This window comes from Streptomyces melanogenes, from assembly GCF_014649795.1.
Taxonomy (GTDB): domain Bacteria; phylum Actinomycetota; class Actinomycetes; order Streptomycetales; family Streptomycetaceae; genus Streptomyces; species Streptomyces noboritoensis.
This window is the reverse complement of sequence record NZ_BMTS01000002.1, coordinates 663,344-680,536: the sequence shown is the minus strand read 5'-3', so window position 1 is coordinate 680,536 and position 17,193 is coordinate 663,344. Positions and strand designations below refer to the sequence as shown.

Genomic DNA, 17,193 nt, shown 5'->3' with positions numbered 1-17,193 from the left:
TAGGGGGTCCGGAGGGGGCAAAGGCCCCGAAAAAACTAGACCGCCGCCTTCTTCAGGCGGCGGCGTTCACGCTCGGACAGTCCGCCCCAGATGCCGAATCGTTCGTCATTCGCGAGGGCGTATTCGAGGCACTCGGAGCGGACTTCACAGGCGAGGCAGACCTTCTTGGCCTCCCGGGTGGAGCCGCCCTTCTCGGGAAAGAAGGACTCGGGGTCGGTCTGGGCGCACAGCGCGCGCTCCTGCCAGCCGAGTTCCTCGTCCACATCGTCGACCAGCAGCTCCTGGAACACCTCGGTCATGTGCACCCCTCGTCTGTCTTTGCTGCCCCGTGATGCTGCCGCTACCGATTTCGGGCGAACGACACGAGTGAAATTACAAGTGTGCGGATCCGGGCCAGTCAAGCCGAGATCTGCTATTGGGCCCCGTATTCACTCTGCGGAACCAAGGCTATACGGAAAGTGTTCAAATCGGCAAAAACCATGACACATGCCAATGGCCCAATCACCCTTCCCTCACCTGCCCAGGGAAGACGAGCCGAATATCGATCTTGTTGCGTCCGAGCGGTGGAAGCGACTGGGATCACAGTCCGGTCACGAGGACACAACGGCGTTTGCGCGCACGGTTGCAGCGCCACATCTCCGGCGGCGTCTGTGCACAAACCTTTCTCCGTGCTCAGTAACCGGATGAGGTGAAACATTACGGCCAAACCGGGTATTGAGTTGACAGCCGGGCTCTTCTTGGTCACCTTTGGTTGCATGCCAGCGACCACAGCGCTCTTCGCGACCCACGTCCGTGGGTTCCGCAGTGCTGTCCAGGCGCGCTGTTGCTGTTCCAGCTGTTGATGCCGTAGCGCTCCAGCCTTCTCCGCGTCCTTGCCGCCCCTTCGGGCCCCCGCGCGCATATGCCCTTGCGACACCCCCGCACAGCTTCCTGAGTTTCTGCCGAGGAACCACCGCATCCATGAACAGCGACAGCGACCTTCAGATCGCCGGCGACATCCTCGAGGTCCTGCACCTCCTCCAGCCCGCCCGCGAGCACCCCAGCACCGTCGCCGACTTCGTCGGCCTGGCCCGCTCGCTGGCGGCCGACCCCGCCCAGTGGGAGCCGCTCGTCCAGTACGACGCCACCAGCCGCTGGTACCACCGGCTGCGCACCGGGCCCGGCTACGAGGTCTGGCTGCTGTCCTGGGTGCCCGGCCAGCGCAGCGGGCTGCACGACCACGGCGCCTCCTCGGGCGTACTGACCGTGCTCCAGGGCGAGTTGACCGAGCGCACCGAGCGCGGCACCCGCCGCCTCGACACCGGATCGCAGCGCGTCTTCGCGCCCGGATACGTCCACGAGGTCGTCAACGACTCGCTGGAACCGGCCGTCAGCCTGCACATCTACTACCCGGGCCTGACCGACATGCCCATGCACGCCAGCCAGTCCACAGCCGCCGCCACGGATGTCGTACCCGCCTGACACACTCTGTACATGCGCATTGTGGTTCTGGCCGGCGGCATCGGCGGTGCCCGTTTCCTTCGCGGCCTCAAGCAGGCCGCGCCGGACGCGGACATCACGGTGGTCGGCAACACCGGTGACGACATCCATCTGTTCGGGCTGAAGGTCTGCCCCGACCTCGACACGGTGATGTACACCCTGGGCGGTGGCATCAACGAGGAGCAGGGCTGGGGCAGGACCGACGAGTCCTTCCACGTCAAGGAGGAGCTCGCGGCGTACGGGGTGGGACCCGAGTGGTTCGGCCTGGGCGACCGCGACTTCGCGACCCACATCGTCCGTACGCAGATGCTCGGCGCGGGCTATCCGCTGAGCGCGGTGACGGAGGCGCTCTGCGCCCGCTGGCAGCCGGGCGTCCGGCTGATCCCGATGTCCGACGACCGGGTCGAGACGCATGTCGCGATCGAGTCGGACGGGGAGCGGAAGGTCATCCACTTCCAGGAGTACTGGGTGAAGCTGCGGGCGTCCGTGGCGGCGACGGCCGTGGTGCCGGTCGGGGCCGACCAGGCCAAGCCCGCGCCCGGCGTCCTGGAGGCCATCGCGGCCGCCGACGTGATCCTCTTCCCGCCGTCCAACCCCGTCGTCAGCGTCGGCACCATCCTGGCCGTGCCCGGCATTCGCGAGGCGATCGCGGAGGCGGGCGTTCCGGTGGTCGGGCTCTCCCCGATCGTCGGGGACGCGCCGGTGCGGGGCATGGCGGACAAGGTGCTGGCCGCCGTCGGCGTCGAGTCGACGGCCGCGGCGGTCGCCGAGCACTACGGGTCGGGGCTGCTCGACGGCTGGCTGGTCGACACGGCCGACGAGGCCGCCGTGGACCGGGTCGAGGCGGCGGGCATCCGCTGCCGCGCGGTCCCGCTGATGATGACAGACCTCGACGCGACGGCGGCGATGGCCCGCGAGGCGCTGACGCTGGCCGAGGAGGTGCGCGCATGAGCACCGACTCCGCGAACACCCCGCCCTCGTACCGGGTACGGGCCGTCGGCGGCATACCGGAGGTGCGGACCGGGGACGACCTCGCGAAGCTCATCGCGGGGGCCGCGCCCGACCTCGCCGACGGCGACGTCCTGCTGGTCACCTCGAAGATCGTCTCCAAGGCGGAGGGGCGGATCGTCGAGGCGGCCGACCGGGAGGCGGCGATCGACGCCGAGACGGTACGGGTGGTGGCCCGGCGCGGCGCCCTGCGCATCGTCGAGAACCGGCAGGGCCTGATCATGGCCGCCGCCGGGGTGGACGCCTCCAACACCCCCGCCGGGACCGTGCTGTTGCTGCCCGAGGACCCCGACGCCTCGGCCGAGGCGATCCGGTCCGGGATCCGGGACACTCTCGGCGTCGAGGTGGGCGTGCTGGTCACGGACACCTTCGGGCGGCCGTGGCGGGCCGGGCTCACCGACGTGGCGATCGGCGCCGCGGGCGTGCGCGTCCTGGACGACCTGCGCGGCGGCACCGACACGCACGGCAACGAGCTCAACGCGACGGTCGTGGCCAGCGCCGACGAGCTGGCCGCCGCGGGCGACCTGGTCAAGGGCAAGGCCACCGGCTTCCCGGTCGCGGTGGTCAGCGGCCTGGGACACCTGGTCTCCGCGGACGCCGGGGGCGGCGGCCGGGCGCTGGTGCGGGGCGCGGCCGACGACATGTTCCGGCTCGGCACCTCGGAGGCGATCCGGACGGCGGTGACCCAGCGGCGTACGGTCCGCGCGTTCACCGACGACCCGGTGGACCCGGGCGCGGTGCGCCGCGCGGTGGCCGCCGCCGTCACGGCTCCGGCGCCGCACCACACCACGCCCTGGCGGTTCGTGCTGCTGGAGTCCAAGGAGTCGCGGGTGCGGCTGCTCGACGCGATGCGGGACGCGTGGATAGCGGACCTGCGGCGCGACGGGAAGTCGGACGAGTTCATCGCCAAGCGGGTGCGCCGGGGCCAAGTCCTGCGCGACGCGCCGTACTTGGTGGTGCCGTGCCTGGTGATGGACGGCTCGCACAGCTACGGCGACCCGCGCCGGGACGCGGCCGAGCGCGAGATGTTCGTGGTCGCCACGGGCGCGGGCGTGCAGAACTTCCTGGTGGCGCTGGCGGGCGAGCGGCTCGGCTCGGCGTGGGTGTCGTCCACGATGTTCTGCCGCGATGTCGTACGGGAGGTCCTCGACCTGCCCGACAGCTGGGACCCGATGGGCGCGGTGGCGGTCGGGCGCCCGGCCGAGGCACCGAAGGAGCGGGCGGGGCGGGTGGCTGACGCGTTTGTCGCGGTGCGGTGACGGTGCGGGGGTGGGGCGCGCGTTCGGGGTGCGTCGGGTTGTCGGTCGACTGCGGGCCGTCTTGGGCTGAGCGCACAGCTCCCCGCGCCCCTGGGGGGGTGGTGGTTGGCGCGTGTGTCGCCGCGAGGCGTTCGGGGTGCGTCGGGTTGTCGCTCGGCTGCCGGTCGTCTTGGGCTGAGCGCGCAGTTCCCCGCGCCCCTGAGGGGGCGTTCTCTACAGGGCGCCTATGTTGCGCGGTGACATCCGGGGGGCTCGGCGGGGTGGGGTCAGGCCGGTGAGGAGGATCAGGCGGGTGGCGCGGTGGCGCTGGCCCGCGTACGGGGCGAGGAGCTCCAGCATCGCGGCGTCGTCGGCGGTGCGGTCGCCGGCCAGGGCGTATCCGACGATGCCCGGCAGATGGAGGTCCCCGACCGTGACCAGGTCGGGGGCGCCCATCGCGCGCTGCAAGGTCTCGGCGCTGGTCCAGGGGCCGATGCCGGGGACCAGGTGGAGCCGGGCCGCGGCGTCCTCCGGGGGCAGGCTGGTGGCTTCCTCCAAGCGGCGGGCCACGCGTACGGCGCGCAGGATCGTCGAGGAGCGCTTGACGTCCACGCCCGCGCGGTGCCACTCCCAGGACGGGATCAGGGCCCAGGTCTTCGGGTCGGGCATGACATACATGTGGTCGGGCATGCCCGTCGGGCCCGGGGCGGGCTCGCCGTACTTGCGCACCAGTAGGCGCCAGGCGCGGTAGGCCTCGTCCGCGGTGACCTTCTGCTCCAGGATCGACGGGATCAGCGACTCCAGGACCAGGCCGGTCCGGGTCAGGCGCAGGCCTGGGCGTTGGCGGGCGGACTCGGCGACGAGGCGGTGCCGGGGGGTGAACGCCGTCGGCTCGTCCGCGTCTCCGAGGAGCGCGGGCAGGTGCGTCAGCAGCCACTCGGCGCCGTCGCCCCAGGCCTCGGCTTCCGCCCTTCCGTCGCGGAGGGTGACTCGGAGGGTGCCGGGGCCTTCGGGGGTGCGGGAGGCTCGCCATACCTCGCCGGATCTTGTGGTGCGGAAGGTGGGGTCTGCGGGGCCCCTTCGCAGGGGGCCCAGGGTGAGGCCCAGGTCCAGGGGGGTGGGGGGTGTGTAGTGGCGGGTTCCCTTGGCCGGTGGTGGCTGGGTGGGGGTGGGTACGTGGAGGTGGCCGCCGCGCACGGTGGTGCGGGTGGGGGTGCGGGGGTTGAAGCGGCCTGCCACGCTTCGAGACTACTGGTCCTGTCCCCCACCCCGCCCCTTCCCGAAAGCCCTCTGGCGGGCGGCCGGGTTCGTCACCTGCGGACCGTGGCGGGCTGGTCGCGCAGTTCCCCGCGCCCCTTAGATGCTGCTGCGCGGCAATCCCGGGTGCGCCCCGAAGGGGTGCTTCTAGGGGCGGGAACTGCGCGACCAGCCACCCACGGTCCGCAGACGAACGCGAAGCGGGGTGCAGGGGCCGTAGGCCGCCCTCGCCCCTCCCCACCCCCGGAGGGTTTAGGGAAGGGGCGGGGTGGGGTGGGGCTTACTCGTCCGAGGAGAAGCGGAGCGACGCCCCCGGAATAACCGCGTCGCACCACACCCGTACCCCGTCCCGCAGCTCGTTGTCCGGGCCCACTTGCGCTCCGTCGCCCACCACCGCCCCGGCCAGCACGCAGCGCGCCCCGATCACCGCGCCCGCGCCGATCAGGGAGTCCGTGATCACCGCGCCCGGCTCGATCACCGCGTCCGCGAGGACCGTGGTGCCGGAGATGCGGGCGCCCGCGCCGATCACGGCGCGTTCGCCGACCACCGTGCCGCCGGTGAGCTTCGCGTCCGGGGCCACCGTGGCACCGGGCAGGACGAGGCGGTCGCCGCAGCGGCCCGGGACCGCCGGGGACGGGGCCCGGCCCTGGACCAGGTCGGCCGAGCCCCGGACGAAGGCCTGCGGGGTGCCCAGGTCCAGCCAGTAGGTGGAGTCGACCATGCCCTGGAGGTGGGCGCCGGAGGACAGGAGGCCCGGGAAGGTCTCCCGTTCCACCGATACCGGGCGGCCCGTCGGGATCTCGTCGATCACCGAGCGGCGGAAGACGTACGCCCCCGCGTTGATCTGGTCGGTGACGATCTCCTCGGGCGTCTGGGGCTTCTCCAGGAAGGCCTGGACCCGGCCGTCCGCGTCCGTGGGCACCAGGCCGAACGCCCTCGGGTCCGGCACCCGCGTCAGATGCAGGGAGACGTCCGCGCCCGAGGACGCGTGCGTGTCGACCAGGGCCCTGATGTCCAGGCCCGTCAGGATGTCGCCGTTGAAGATCAGCACCGGGTCGTCCGGCCCCGAGCGCAGCCGCGACGCCACGTTCCTGATCGCGCCGCCGGTGCCCAGCGGCTCCACCTCCGTCACGTACTCCAGGTGCAGCCCGAGCTCCGAGCCGTCGCCGAAGTACGGCTCGAAGACCTCGGCCAGGTAGGACGTCGCCAGCACGATGTGCTCCACGCCCGCCGCCCGCGCGCGGGCGAGCTGGTGGGTGAGGAACGGGACGCCCGCCGCCGGGATCATCGGCTTGGGCGTGTGCACCGTGAGCGGGCGCAGCCTGGTGCCCTTGCCGCCGACCAGGAGGATCGCTTCAGTCACCTGTCGTCTCTGCTTCCTGCTGGGGCCGGGCGGAATCGGTGGTTCAACTACGGCCGGCCAGTTTATGCAGACGGTTCGCGCCCGATCCGTACGCCCCCGTCCCGGTCAGCGCCGGCCCTGGAGCCGGGCCGAGGACGACCGGGCCTTGCCGAGCTTCTTGTAGAGGCGCGCTCCCGGGCACTCGGTGGCGAAGCCGTCCCGATGTCCGGAGATGACGTTGAGACTGACGCTTCGCCCCTTCCGGTAAAGGTTCCCGCCGGCCGACGTGAGATGCGTGGTGCCCTTCGGATTCACCCCGTACAGACCGAGCTTCCAGGCCGTCAGACGGGCGATCGCGTCGAGGGCGGCGGCGGACGGGTTGGTCGAGGTGTACGTGCCGATGACCGCGACGCCCATGGAGTTGGTGTTGAAACCGAGAGTGTGCGCCCCCAGGACCGGCTTGGCCACACCCCCCGCACGGCCTTCGTAGATGTTGCCGCACTTGTCGACGGCGAAGTTGTAGCCGATGTCGCGCCAGCCGCTGCTGCGGACGTGGTAGCGGTAGATGCTGCGCAGCACGGAGGCCGCCTGCGAGCAGCTGTAGTTGTTGCCGGACGCCGTGTGGTGCACGAAGGCGGCCTTGAGCTTGCCGGTGTAGACGTAACCGGGATCGCGCAATTGCTCGTCGGCGCCCCAGCCGTGGCGCGTGATGATGCGCGGGCGCGGGCCGATGTAGGGACGGGCCGCCGCCGCGCCCGCTCGCGCGCCGGACGCCAGGGCCCGGTCCTCAACCCCGTCCCCCTGCTCCGCCTCGTCCGCCGCCCCCACCCCGTCCGGGTCCGCGCCCGGGTCGACCAGGTCGATGTGCAGGCCCCGGGGCAGCGCGCCCGGCGTCGCCCGGCCCTCCCCGGCCGCCTCCGGCCGTACGCGCACCTCGACGCCGTCCGAATGGCCCACCCACAGCGGGGCGGTGGAGCCGTGGACGCGCGCGGCGTCGTACTCGGCGGTACCCGGGTCGGGGGCGTGCTCCTCGTTGTGGGTGTCGACGTCCTGCCAGCCGGACCAGGTGCGGGCGCCTGCGGCCCGGGTGCGGACCTGGACGCTGCCGTGGAGTTCGGCCTTCGCGTCGTCCCAGACCACGCCGAGCAGGGAGAAGGGTTCGGTGTTCCGCTCCGGCAGCCCCTGGGCGCGGGCGGCCCCGAGCGTCCGGTCGGTCGCTCCCAGCGGGGCGAGCGGCAGCGACTGGGTGGAGCCCGCGAGTTCCACGGCGGAGGACGAGGAGGAGGAACGGGCCGCCGAGGACACGGAGGGGGACGCGGCGGCGGAGGCCGCGAGCGGCAGGGCGAGTGCGGTGGCGCACGCGACCGAGATCGAGGATGCAAGGAGTGCACGCATGCTGACGATCGTGGACATAAGCATACAAGTCTGTCCATCTCAGAACTGACGGACCGTCGGCCGAACCGGTGTACGCGGACGCCGCTCTCCCCGGGCGCGAGCGGCGCCCCCACCCGTACGCTTGCCGCGTGAACGCCAGCGACCGCACCCCCGCCGACCTGCTGCGATCCGCGCTCGCCGCGGACCCGGCCCGCCCCCTGGTCACCTTCTACGACGACGCCACCGGCGAACGCGTGGAACTCTCGGTGGCCACCTTCGCCAATTGGGTGGCCAAGACCGCCAATCTGCTCCAGGGCGACCTCGCCGCCGCGCCCGGCGACCGGCTCGCGCTGCTGCTGCCCGCGCACTGGCAGAGCGCCGTCTGGCTGCTCGCCTGCCACTCGGTCGGCGTGGTCGCCGAGGTCGGCGGCGACCCGGCGGGCGCGGACCTCGTGGTGGCCGGGCCGGACGCGCTGGACGCGGCCCGCGCCTGCTCCGGCGAGCGGGTGGCGCTCGCGCTGCGCCCGCTCGGCGGCCGCTTCCCGCAGCCGCCCGCCGGGTTCCAGGACTACGCGGTCGAGGTGCCGAGCCAGGGCGACCGGTTCGCGCCGTTCGCGCCCGTCGACCCCGAGGAGCCCGCGCTCACGGTAGGCGGCGCCGAGCTGACCGCGGCCGACCTGGTGGAGCGCGCCCGCGCCGACGCCGAGACCCTGGGCCTGGAGCCCGGCTCGCGGCTGCTGTCGGCGCTCCCGTACGACAGCTGGGAGGGGCTGGCGCGCGGGCTCTACGCGCCGCTGGCGTCCGGCGGCTCGGTGGTGCTCTGCCGCAATCTCGGCCAACTGGCCGACGGCGGGCTCGAGAAGCGGATCGAGAGCGAGCGGGTCACGCACCGGGCGGTGTGACGGGCGGCGCGCACCCGGTACGACCATCGCCCCGGCGCCACCCTTGTGGCCCACAGCGGGCCGAGTCCCTGGGGCTCCGGGTGCCACTCCGGTGGATGATCGGCGGTACGCCACACAACCAAGCGCGCGCGACGACCGTCTACCGGGGTGCCCCGGCGGCTTTTCGCCCGCCGCCGACCTGTGAAGGATGGACGCCGACGTGACCGACAGCCCGCCCCCCGCGCCCGACCACCGGGCCGAGGACGAGCCACGACCGGACACGCCGACACCGCCGGAACCGACTGGGCCGACGGAAGCCGCACCGGCCGAAGCCGACGCGCCCGGCAAGCAGCCCGACGCGACCGCGACCCCGACCGCCGAAGGCGAGCCCGACGCGCCCGACGGGAGCAACACTCGTCGCCACTGGCTGCGTTGGACCGCCCTCGGCGTGTCGTTCCTCGTGCTCGCCGCCGCCGGCACCGGCTGGTGGTTCTACAAGAAGCTCGACAACAACATCCGCACCGACACCACGGCCGCCGCCGAGCTGGAGCGCTACGAGAAGGAGCGCCCGCCGCCCGGCGCGGACAACGCGCAGAACCTGCTGCTCATCGGCTCGGACTCGCGCGCGGGCAGCAACAGCAGATACGGCCGCGACGACGGCGGCAGCCAGCGCTCGGACACCACGATCCTGCTGCACCTGGCGGCGGACCGGAAGTCCGCGACCGCCGTCTCGCTGCCGCGCGACCTGATGGCGGACGTCCCGGACTGCCTCAAGCAGGACGGCACCCGCACCAAGGCCCGATTCGCCCAGTTCAACGAGGCGTTCGAGGTCGGCGGCGCCGCCTGCACCATCCGTACGGTGGAGAAGCTCACCGGGATCCGGGTCGACCACCACATGGTCGTCGACTTCAGCGGCTTCAAGGACATGGTGGACGCGGTCGACGGCGTCGAGGTCTGCCTCAAGCAGCCGGTGGACGACCGGCAGGCGCATCTGAAGCTCCCGGCGGGCCGCCAGACGCTCCACGGCGAGCAGGCGCTGGGGTTCGTCCGGGCCCGGCACGGCTTCGGCGACGGCAGCGACACCGAGCGCATGGACCGCCAGCAGCAGTTCCTCGGCTCGCTGGTGCGCAAGGTGCAGAGCAACGGCGTGCTGCTCAATCCGACCCGGCTCTATCCGGTGCTGGACGCGATGACGAAGTCGCTGACCACCGACCCGGGGCTGAATTCCCTGAAGGACCTCTACGACCTGGTGCGCGGGATGCGTGGAATCCCGACCGACAAGGTGCAGTTCCTGACCGTGCCGCGCAGGCCGTACACATACGACAGCAACCGCGACGAGCTGGTCCAGCCGGCCGCGCGGGTGCTGTTCCAGCAGCTCAGGGACGACCGGCCGCTCCAGGTGGCACCGGCCGGGAGCACGGAGACGGAGAAGGGGGACGGGAATGCGCGGACGGGGACGCCCGAAGGAGCGGACGGCTCGGCGTCGGACGACAAGCCTGATGATCCCGTTTCCCCGAGCCCGGCGCCTACGTACCCGGGTTCGAATGCCGCCGTGGGCATGTGCGGGTAAAGCGTGTGTCAACGGAGAACAGACAGCGATGCGGATTGGGTGGATTGCCCGGTTGTAAGCGGCGTGGAATTTGTCACGGCCGTCGCTCTTCGCTCAACTGGGCAGATAGTGTGACGCGACCCGGTGCTTGTGCCACCCGAGGCCACGCACTGCAGGATCGAATGACTGAGCGCTTTGGGGGAAGTGACTCGAGTGGCACCGACGGAGGACTAAGGCAACCGTGGATGCGCAGAGCCGTGGGCGGGCAGAAGAAGTCGACCCGGCAGACCAGTGGGTACTCAACCCGCAGACGGGCAATTACGAATTGCGACTGAATCCCTCCGGACCGCAGTCGTCCCCGTCGGCAGGCACTCCCCCGCGCAGAACCACCGCCCCCGGCAGAGGCGGCCCGTCCCGCCGCGACGTCCCCGGTCAGCGCGACAACCGCCGTGCGGGCAACGCCCAGGAGGCGCCCCCGACGGCGCCCGGCCGGCGCAAGCGCAAGCCCAAGGCGTCCCGCAAGAAGAAGGTCCTGATGTGGACGGGCGGTGTGCTCGGCTTCGTCCTGATCGCGGGCTCGACCGGCGCCTATCTGCTCTACCAGCACTTCAACAACAACCTGAACACCGTCGACGTCGGTGACGCGGGCAGCAAGCACGCCACCTCCGACGGTCCGGTCAACATCCTGATCATCGGTACGGACAAGCGCACCGGCAAGGGCAACGAGGGGTACGGCGACAAGGGCAGCGAGGGCCACGCCGACACCAACATCCTCTTCCACGTCTCCAAGGACCGCTCCAACGCGACCGCCCTGTCCATCCCGCGCGACCTGGTCACCAACATCCCGGAGTGCCCGACCAAGCAGAAGGACGGCACCACCAGGACGGTGCGGTCCGAGGCGAACGTGCGCTTCAACACCAGCCTCGGCCAGGACGGCCGCGACCCGGGCTGCACGATGCGTACGGTCAAGGCGCTCACCGGGCTCAGCGTCGACCACTTCATGATGGCCGACTTCAACGCGGTCAAGGAGCTGTCGACGGCCGTCGGCGGCGTCCAGGTGTGCCTGACCAAGCCGGTGAACGACCCCAAGTCGCACCTCAAGCTCCCGGCCGGCAAGTCCACGATCAAGGGTGAGCAGGCCCTCGCGTTCGTACGGACCCGGCACAGCTTCGGCAACGAGAGCGACCTCGACCGGATCAAGCAGCAGCAGCAGTTCCTCAGTTCGATGATGCGGAAGATGAAGTCCGACTCGACGCTGAGCAGCCCGACCAAGATGTACGGGCTGGCGAACGCGGCGACCAAGGCGCTCACCGTCGACTCGGGCATAGGGTCGATCAAGAAGCTGACCAGCCTGGCGCAGGACCTCAGCAAGGTCGATCTGAAGAACGTCACGTTCACGACCGTGCCGGTCATCGACAACCCGGCGGACGGCAAGGTGCACAAGACCGTGGTCATCGACCCGGTCAAGGCGCCGCAGGTGTTCAGCATGATGCGCTCGGACGTGTCCTTCACCGAGGTGAAGAAGAAGGAGAGCGAGGCCAAGGACGCCCAGGCGGCGCTCCTCAAGGGCACCCGCGCCCAGGCGTCCGCCGTGCGCGTCCAGGTGCTCAACGGCGGCGCGGTGGCGGGCTCCGCCTCCCAGACGCTGCTGTGGCTGCAGAACACCAAGGGCGTGCTGAAGTCGGACAACGGCGGCAACGCCCCGGCGAAGCTGGCGAACACCACGCTGGCCTACGCGCCCAACCAGGCGGACCAGGCCCGTAAACTCGCCGATCTGATGGGTCTTCCCGCCAGCGCGCTGAAGCCCGGAACGCAGGACGCGGTCGGTAGGACGCCGATGGTGCTGACCCTCGGCGCGGACTTCAAGGGCGCCGGGATCCCGATCGCCGCTCCGGCCAAGGCGCCCGAAGGAATTCAGAAAGTGGAAGCGGACAAGTCGGTGTGCGCCAAGTGACGCGTGTACGCAACTGATGCGTACGCGACCGACGTGTGCCAAGTGACAACAGGTCTCCGGCCCTTACCGGGCGCTGGGACCACCTGAGACAGGGGGTATTGGGGTGGGGCAGAACAGCGTGCGCGGGGAGGGAACGCGGCCGCGGCGCGTCCAAGACGCCGATCAACTCGGCTGGGACGAGTCGCTGTACGGCGAGGAGGGGGGCGGCGGCAAGCCGCCCGCCCCGCGCTCCTCGGGCGACGGGCCGGACGACGGCAAGGGCGCACCCGAGAAGGCCGCGGCCGCCGACGGCGGCGGGCACCGGCGCGGCGGTCCGCGCAAACGCGTGAAGAAGAAGGGCAAGAGACGCGTACTGCGCTGGGTCGCCTCGACGCTCGCCCTGCTCATACTCGGCACGGCCGGCGCCGGTTACCTGTACTACCAGCACCTCAACGGCAACATCCGCAAGGGCGACCGCAGCGCGGGCGGCTCCAACGCCAAGAAGTCCGCGGCCAACGCCGACGGCCAGACCCCGCTCAACGTCCTGCTGATCGGCTCCGACAGCCGCGCGGGCGACGAGAACGTCAAGCTCGGCGGCGCCCGGGACACCGCGAACGACCCGCCGCGGGCCGATGTGCAGATGCTGATGCACGTCTCCGCGGACCGCAAGAGCGCCTCGGTGGTCTCCATTCCGCGCGACACCCGCGTCGACATCCCGTCGTGTGTGAACCCGAAGACCAAGAAGACGGAACCGGCCACCAACACCCTCATCAACGAGGCGCTGGCCCGGGGCGGCGCGGGCTGCGTCCTGGACACCTGGGAGAAGCTCACCGGCGTCTACATCGACCACTGGATGATGGTCGACTTCTCGGGTGTGGTGGCGATGGCGGACGCGGTCGGCGGCGCCGACGTGTGCGTCAAGCAGAACGTGTACGACGGGCCCAAGCCCAGGGTGCCCGGCGGCTCGCACCTGCGGCTCACCGCGGGCACCCACAAGGTCAAGGGCGAGCAGGCGCTCCAGTGGCTGCGTACCCGGCACGCCTTCTACAGCGACCTGGGCCGGTCCAAGGCCCAGCACATGTACATGAACTCGGTGATGCGCGAGCTGAAGAAGCAGAATGCTTTCACCAACACCGGCCGGATCATGAACCTGGCCGAGACGGCCACCAAGTCGCTCCAGGTCTCCCGCGAGCTCGGCACGGTCAAGAAGCTCTACGACCTCGGCATGGAGCTCAAGAGCGTGCCGATGGACCGGCTGAACATGCTGACCATGCCCCGGATCGAGGACCCCAAGAACAGGGAGCACGTGCTGCCGCAGCCGGGCGCCGCCGACACCCTGTGGTCGATGCTGCGCGAGGACAAGCCGCTCGACAAGAAGGACGACGGCCCGGCCAAGCCGGAGACCAAGGGCCCGGCGGCCACCCCGGCCGGCTCGCTCGTGCTCAGCGTCGTCAACGGCACCGGTGTAAACGGCATGGCGCCCACCCAGAAGCGCGCGACCACGGTCGCCGACACCCTGAAGAACAAGGGCTTCTACAAGGCGAAGGCCTCCGACACCCGCGGCTCGGCCCCGGCCACCACGCTCACGTACCCGAAGAGCGCGGGCGCGCAGGGCAAGGCCGACGCGATGTCGGTGGCGGCCGCGATGGAGCTGCCCTCCAGCGCCGTGAAGGTGTCCGCCGACGTCTCGACGCTGACCCTCACGGTCGGCGCGGACTGGCGCACCGGTGCCACGTACCCGAAGAAGGCCGCCCAGGACAGCGACCCGCTGAAGGACACGGAGAACATCAACGGCGCCAACAGCTCGGACTGCATGGACGTGTACGCGCCCTACCGCTGGTAGTCGCGGGTCCCGCGCACGACCCACGGGCATACGAAAAGGGGGCGCCCGGTGCTTCACAGCACCGGGCGCCCCCCTTCTTCGTACGTGTCTTCGTACCTGCTGATCAGACCTTGACCGCCGGGCGGCGGCTCGCGATGACCTTCTTGGCGAGCGCCTTCGGGCTGGTCAGGAAGCCGTAGCCCCAGGACATGTGCATGGTGGCGAGCGCCACCGGGATCTGCAGGCGCGCCTTGAGCGGCAGCCCCTTGCCCGCCGGGAGCGAGCCCGCCGCGATCGCCGCGAGGTAGCCGGCCGGGATCACGAAGCCCACCGGGGTGAGCACCGCGCCCACCACGACGCCCGCCGCGATCGCGCAGACGGCGGTCGGCGGGGCGAGGTAGCGCAGGTTGATGGAGCCCTCGTGGTAGCGGGCGACGACATGGCGCCAGCGGCCGTAGTCCTTGTACTGCTTGGCCAGGGCGCGCACGCTCGGGCGCGGGCGGTACTGGACCCGCAGCTCGGGCGAGAACCAGATGAGGCCGCCGGCCTCGCGGATGCGGAAGTTCAGCTCCCAGTCCTGGGCGCGGATGAACTCCTCGTTGTAGCCGCCCTGTTGCTCGAGGGCCTCGCGCCGGAAGACGCCCAGGTAGACCGTCTCGGCCGGGCCCGCCGCGCCGCCGGTGTGGAAGGCCGCGTTGCCGACGCCGATCTTCGACGTCATGGCGGCCGCGACCGCGTCCTCCCAGGCGTTCTCGCCCTCGGCGTGCATGATGCCGCCGACGTTCTGCGCGCCGGTCTCCTCCAGGAGGCGGACGGCGGTGGCGATGTAGTTCGGGGAGAGCATGCCGTGGCCGTCGACCCGTACCACGATCGGGTGACGGGAGGCCTTGATGGCCGCGTTCAGGGCCGCCGGCGTACGCCCGGTGGGATTGGGCACGGTGTGGACCCTGGGATCCTCACGTACCAGCTCGGCGGCGATCTCGTTCGTGCGGTCCGTGGACGGGCCGAGCGCGATCACCACCTCCATCTCGCCGTCGTACTCCTGTTCCAGGATGTGGCGGACCGAGTTGCGCAGATGCCGCTCCTCATTGAGGACCGGCATGATCACGGAAACAGCGGGGTGCGTGGCGTTCATCGTGGGTCACGTTACCGCGAACGGGGGACAGCGTTGCGCGCGGCCGGGGCGGCGCCGGTTGTCGCAGATCGTATGGGCCTACGGTGCTCACTATCCCCCTTTCGCCCGCGGAGGTCCCCGTGCCCACGCCCCCCCGCTCCCGTTCCCCCCGTACCGACCGGCCCCGCAGCAGACAGCAGGACGAGCGGCCCCGCTGGGGCATGCGGATGGCGACGACCCTCTCGGTCCTCGTGCTGGGCGCGGGCGGGGTCGGGCACGCCGTGGTGACCAGTCTGGACGGCGGGATCGGGCGGGTGGATCCCTTCAAGGACATGAAGAACCGGCCGCAGGCGGGGCACGGCACCAACATCCTGCTCGTCGGCACGGACGGCCGGGAGACGATCACGCCGGAGGAGAAGGAGAAGTACCGCCTGGGCGGGGCGCCCTGCCACTGCACCGACACGATGATGATCGTGCACGTCTCGGCGGACCGGAACCGGGCGAGCGTGGTGAGCCTGCCGCGCGACAGCTACGCGGAGATCCCCGAGCACACCGACCAGAACACCGGCGCGCACCACAACCAGCACCCCGTGAAGATCAACGCGGCGTACGCGGAGGGCGGGCCGGCGCTGACCGTGCGCACGGTGGAGCACATGACCGGGCTGAAGATGGACCACTACCTGGAGGTCGACTTCACCAGCTTCATGAAGACGGTGGACGTGCTCGGCGGGGTGCAGATCTGCACGGCCCGCCCGATGAAGGACTCCTACACCGGTCTCGACCTCGCGGCGGGCACGCACGAGCTCGACGGCGGACAGGCGCTCCAGTACGTACGCTCCCGGCACACCGACGGGTCGGCGGACCTCGGCCGGATGCAGCGCCAGCAGCGGTTCATGGCGGCGCTGATCCACAAGGCGACGGGGTCGGGGGTGCTGATGAACCCGGTGCGCTTCCGCGAGGTCGCCTCGACGCTGCTGTCGTCGGTCCGGGCGGACCAGGGGTTCGGGGCGGAGGAGATCCTGTCGCTCGGCCGGACGATGCGGGGCTTCTCGCCGGCGTCGTCGGAGTTCGCGACCGTGCCGATCGGGCAGATGAGCTTCCCGGTGAAGGGGATCGGGTCGACGGTGAAGTGGGACCCGGCGAAGTCGCGCAAGCTGTTCGCGGCGCTGCGCGAGGACGCGCCGCTGGCGCAGGTGCGCGGGGCGCAGGACGGGAAGGGGCACGCGCCCGGGGCGATGGTCGAGGTGGCGCCGGACCGGATCCGGGTGCAGGTCTACAACGGCACGCGTACGGACGGGCTGGGGCGCCGGGTGGACGACGCGCTGCGGGCGACGGGCTTTAGGACGACGGGGACGCCGATGGCGGGCGGCGCGCGGGACCTGCCGCGCACGCTGGTCGAATACGACCCGCGCTGGGACCGCTCGGCCCGCTCCCTGGCAGCGGCCCTCCCCGGCGCGGAACTCCACCCGGTCAAAGGCCTCGGCGCCACGCTACGGGTGACGGCGGGGACGGACTTCCGGGGGGTGACACCGGTGCGGGGGGAGGTGGCGGAGGGGGCGGGGGAGTTCGAGACGGTACGGGGGGACCAGGTGGTGTGTCCTTAGGGGTGCCTCGCCGTGGCGGGGGGGGGAGCGGCCCCGGGGGGGGACGGCTAGTCGTCCAAGCCCTCGGCCGCGCGCTTCTCCCTGAGCTCCAAGATCGCCCGGCGCCGCGCCAAGCGGTGGGTGCGGCGGATTTGGGCCTCCTGGTAGCGGCGTTCGTCGCGCTCCGTCTCCGGGAGCACCGGCGGGACCGGCCGCGGCTTGCCGTCCGCGTCGACCGCCGCGAAGACCAGGTACGCCGAGCCGACCTGCTGCGCCGGCGTGGACTCGTTCCAGCGCTCGGCCAGGACCCGTACGCCGACCTCCATCGAGGACCGGCCGGTCCAGTTGACCTGGGCCTTCACATGGACCAGGTCCCCGACCCTGACCGGCAGCAGGAACGCCATCTCGTCCATGGACGCCGTGACCGCCGGGCCCCCGGAGTGGCGTCCCGCGACCGCCCCCGCGGCGTCGTCCACCAGCTTCATGATCACGCCGCCGTGCACCGTACCCAGCAGGTTGGTGTCATGGGCGGTCATGATGTGGCTCAGGGTGGTACGGGACGCCGAGGTCGGCTTGCCCGGAAGATCAGTCATACCGCCCAGCTTATGCGCGG

The 17,193-nt window shown here is 71.3% G+C and carries 14 protein-coding genes; 8 read left to right on the top strand and 6 right to left on the bottom strand.

What is annotated here, in order from left to right; genetic code table 11:
- Positions 1-35: 35 nt before the first annotated feature.
- Positions 36-299, bottom strand: coding sequence for a WhiB family transcriptional regulator (locus IE252_RS06955; RefSeq protein WP_067159810.1), 264 nt, complete (start codon positions 297-299; stop codon positions 36-38).
- Positions 300-960: 661 nt separating this feature from the next.
- Between IE252_RS06955 and IE252_RS06950 the strand changes: the two genes are divergently transcribed.
- Genes IE252_RS06950 through IE252_RS06940 form a run of 3 tightly spaced genes read left to right on the top strand, consistent with a single transcriptional unit; the run spans position 961 to position 3,746 of the window.
- Entirely contained in the window at positions 961-1,461 is a 501-nt protein-coding gene (locus IE252_RS06950; RefSeq protein ID WP_190088370.1) for a cysteine dioxygenase, read from the top strand.
- A gap of 12 nt (positions 1,462-1,473) precedes the next feature.
- Complete coding sequence (cofD, locus tag IE252_RS06945) at positions 1,474-2,430, top strand: 2-phospho-L-lactate transferase (RefSeq protein WP_190088369.1); 957 nt, start codon at positions 1,474-1,476, stop codon at positions 2,428-2,430.
- Positions 2,427-3,746, top strand: coding sequence for a coenzyme F420-0:L-glutamate ligase (locus IE252_RS06940; protein ID WP_190088368.1), 1,320 nt, complete (start codon positions 2,427-2,429; stop codon positions 3,744-3,746). Before cofD ends, IE252_RS06940 begins: the two co-directional genes overlap by 4 nt.
- A gap of 213 nt (positions 3,747-3,959) precedes the next feature.
- Here the strand turns inward: IE252_RS06940 and IE252_RS06935 are convergent, their stop codons facing one another.
- The 3 genes from IE252_RS06935 to IE252_RS06925 all read right to left on the bottom strand — a co-directional run bounded on the left by IE252_RS06935 (position 3,960) and on the right by IE252_RS06925 (position 7,719).
- A complete protein-coding gene (locus IE252_RS06935) occupies positions 3,960-4,964 on the bottom strand; it encodes a DNA-3-methyladenine glycosylase family protein (RefSeq protein WP_190088367.1) in 1,005 nt (334 codons plus the stop codon).
- A 298-nt stretch (positions 4,965-5,262) separates the two neighbouring features.
- Positions 5,263-6,345, bottom strand: coding sequence for a mannose-1-phosphate guanylyltransferase (gene manB, locus IE252_RS06930; protein WP_190088366.1), 1,083 nt, complete (start codon positions 6,343-6,345; stop codon positions 5,263-5,265).
- A gap of 105 nt (positions 6,346-6,450) precedes the next feature.
- Positions 6,451-7,719 (bottom strand): peptidoglycan recognition protein family protein, encoded by a 1,269-nt coding sequence (locus IE252_RS06925; protein ID WP_190088365.1) that lies wholly within the window; start codon positions 7,717-7,719, stop codon positions 6,451-6,453.
- Positions 7,720-7,847: 128 nt separating this feature from the next.
- Here IE252_RS06925 and IE252_RS06920 point away from each other — a divergent pair, with 128 nt between their 5' ends.
- The 4 genes from IE252_RS06920 to IE252_RS06905 all read left to right on the top strand — a co-directional run bounded on the left by IE252_RS06920 (position 7,848) and on the right by IE252_RS06905 (position 13,904).
- Complete coding sequence (locus IE252_RS06920) at positions 7,848-8,600, top strand: TIGR03089 family protein (protein WP_190088364.1); 753 nt, start codon at positions 7,848-7,850, stop codon at positions 8,598-8,600.
- Positions 8,601-8,787: 187 nt separating this feature from the next.
- Positions 8,788-10,149, top strand: a complete 1,362-nt coding sequence (locus tag IE252_RS06915; RefSeq protein ID WP_190088363.1) for an LCP family protein — start codon at positions 8,788-8,790, stop codon at positions 10,147-10,149.
- A 220-nt stretch (positions 10,150-10,369) separates the two neighbouring features.
- Positions 10,370-12,082: an LCP family protein gene (locus IE252_RS06910; RefSeq protein WP_190088362.1), complete on the top strand. Its 1,713-nt coding sequence runs from the start codon at positions 10,370-10,372 to the stop codon at positions 12,080-12,082.
- Between the two features lie 103 nt (positions 12,083-12,185).
- Entirely contained in the window at positions 12,186-13,904 is a 1,719-nt protein-coding gene (locus IE252_RS06905; RefSeq protein WP_190088361.1) for an LCP family protein, read from the top strand.
- A 103-nt stretch (positions 13,905-14,007) separates the two neighbouring features.
- Here the strand turns inward: IE252_RS06905 and IE252_RS06900 are convergent, their stop codons facing one another.
- Positions 14,008-15,018, bottom strand: a complete 1,011-nt coding sequence (locus IE252_RS06900; RefSeq protein WP_190088360.1) for a glycosyltransferase family 2 protein — start codon at positions 15,016-15,018, stop codon at positions 14,008-14,010.
- A gap of 119 nt (positions 15,019-15,137) precedes the next feature.
- Here IE252_RS06900 and IE252_RS06895 point away from each other — a divergent pair, with 119 nt between their 5' ends.
- A complete protein-coding gene (locus tag IE252_RS06895) occupies positions 15,138-16,601 on the top strand; it encodes an LCP family protein (protein ID WP_444545947.1) in 1,464 nt (487 codons plus the stop codon).
- Between the two features lie 47 nt (positions 16,602-16,648).
- Here the strand turns inward: IE252_RS06895 and IE252_RS06890 are convergent, their stop codons facing one another.
- A complete protein-coding gene (locus IE252_RS06890; RefSeq protein ID WP_190088359.1) occupies positions 16,649-17,173 on the bottom strand; it encodes an acyl-CoA thioesterase in 525 nt (174 codons plus the stop codon).
- Positions 17,174-17,193: the final 20 nt, after the last annotated feature.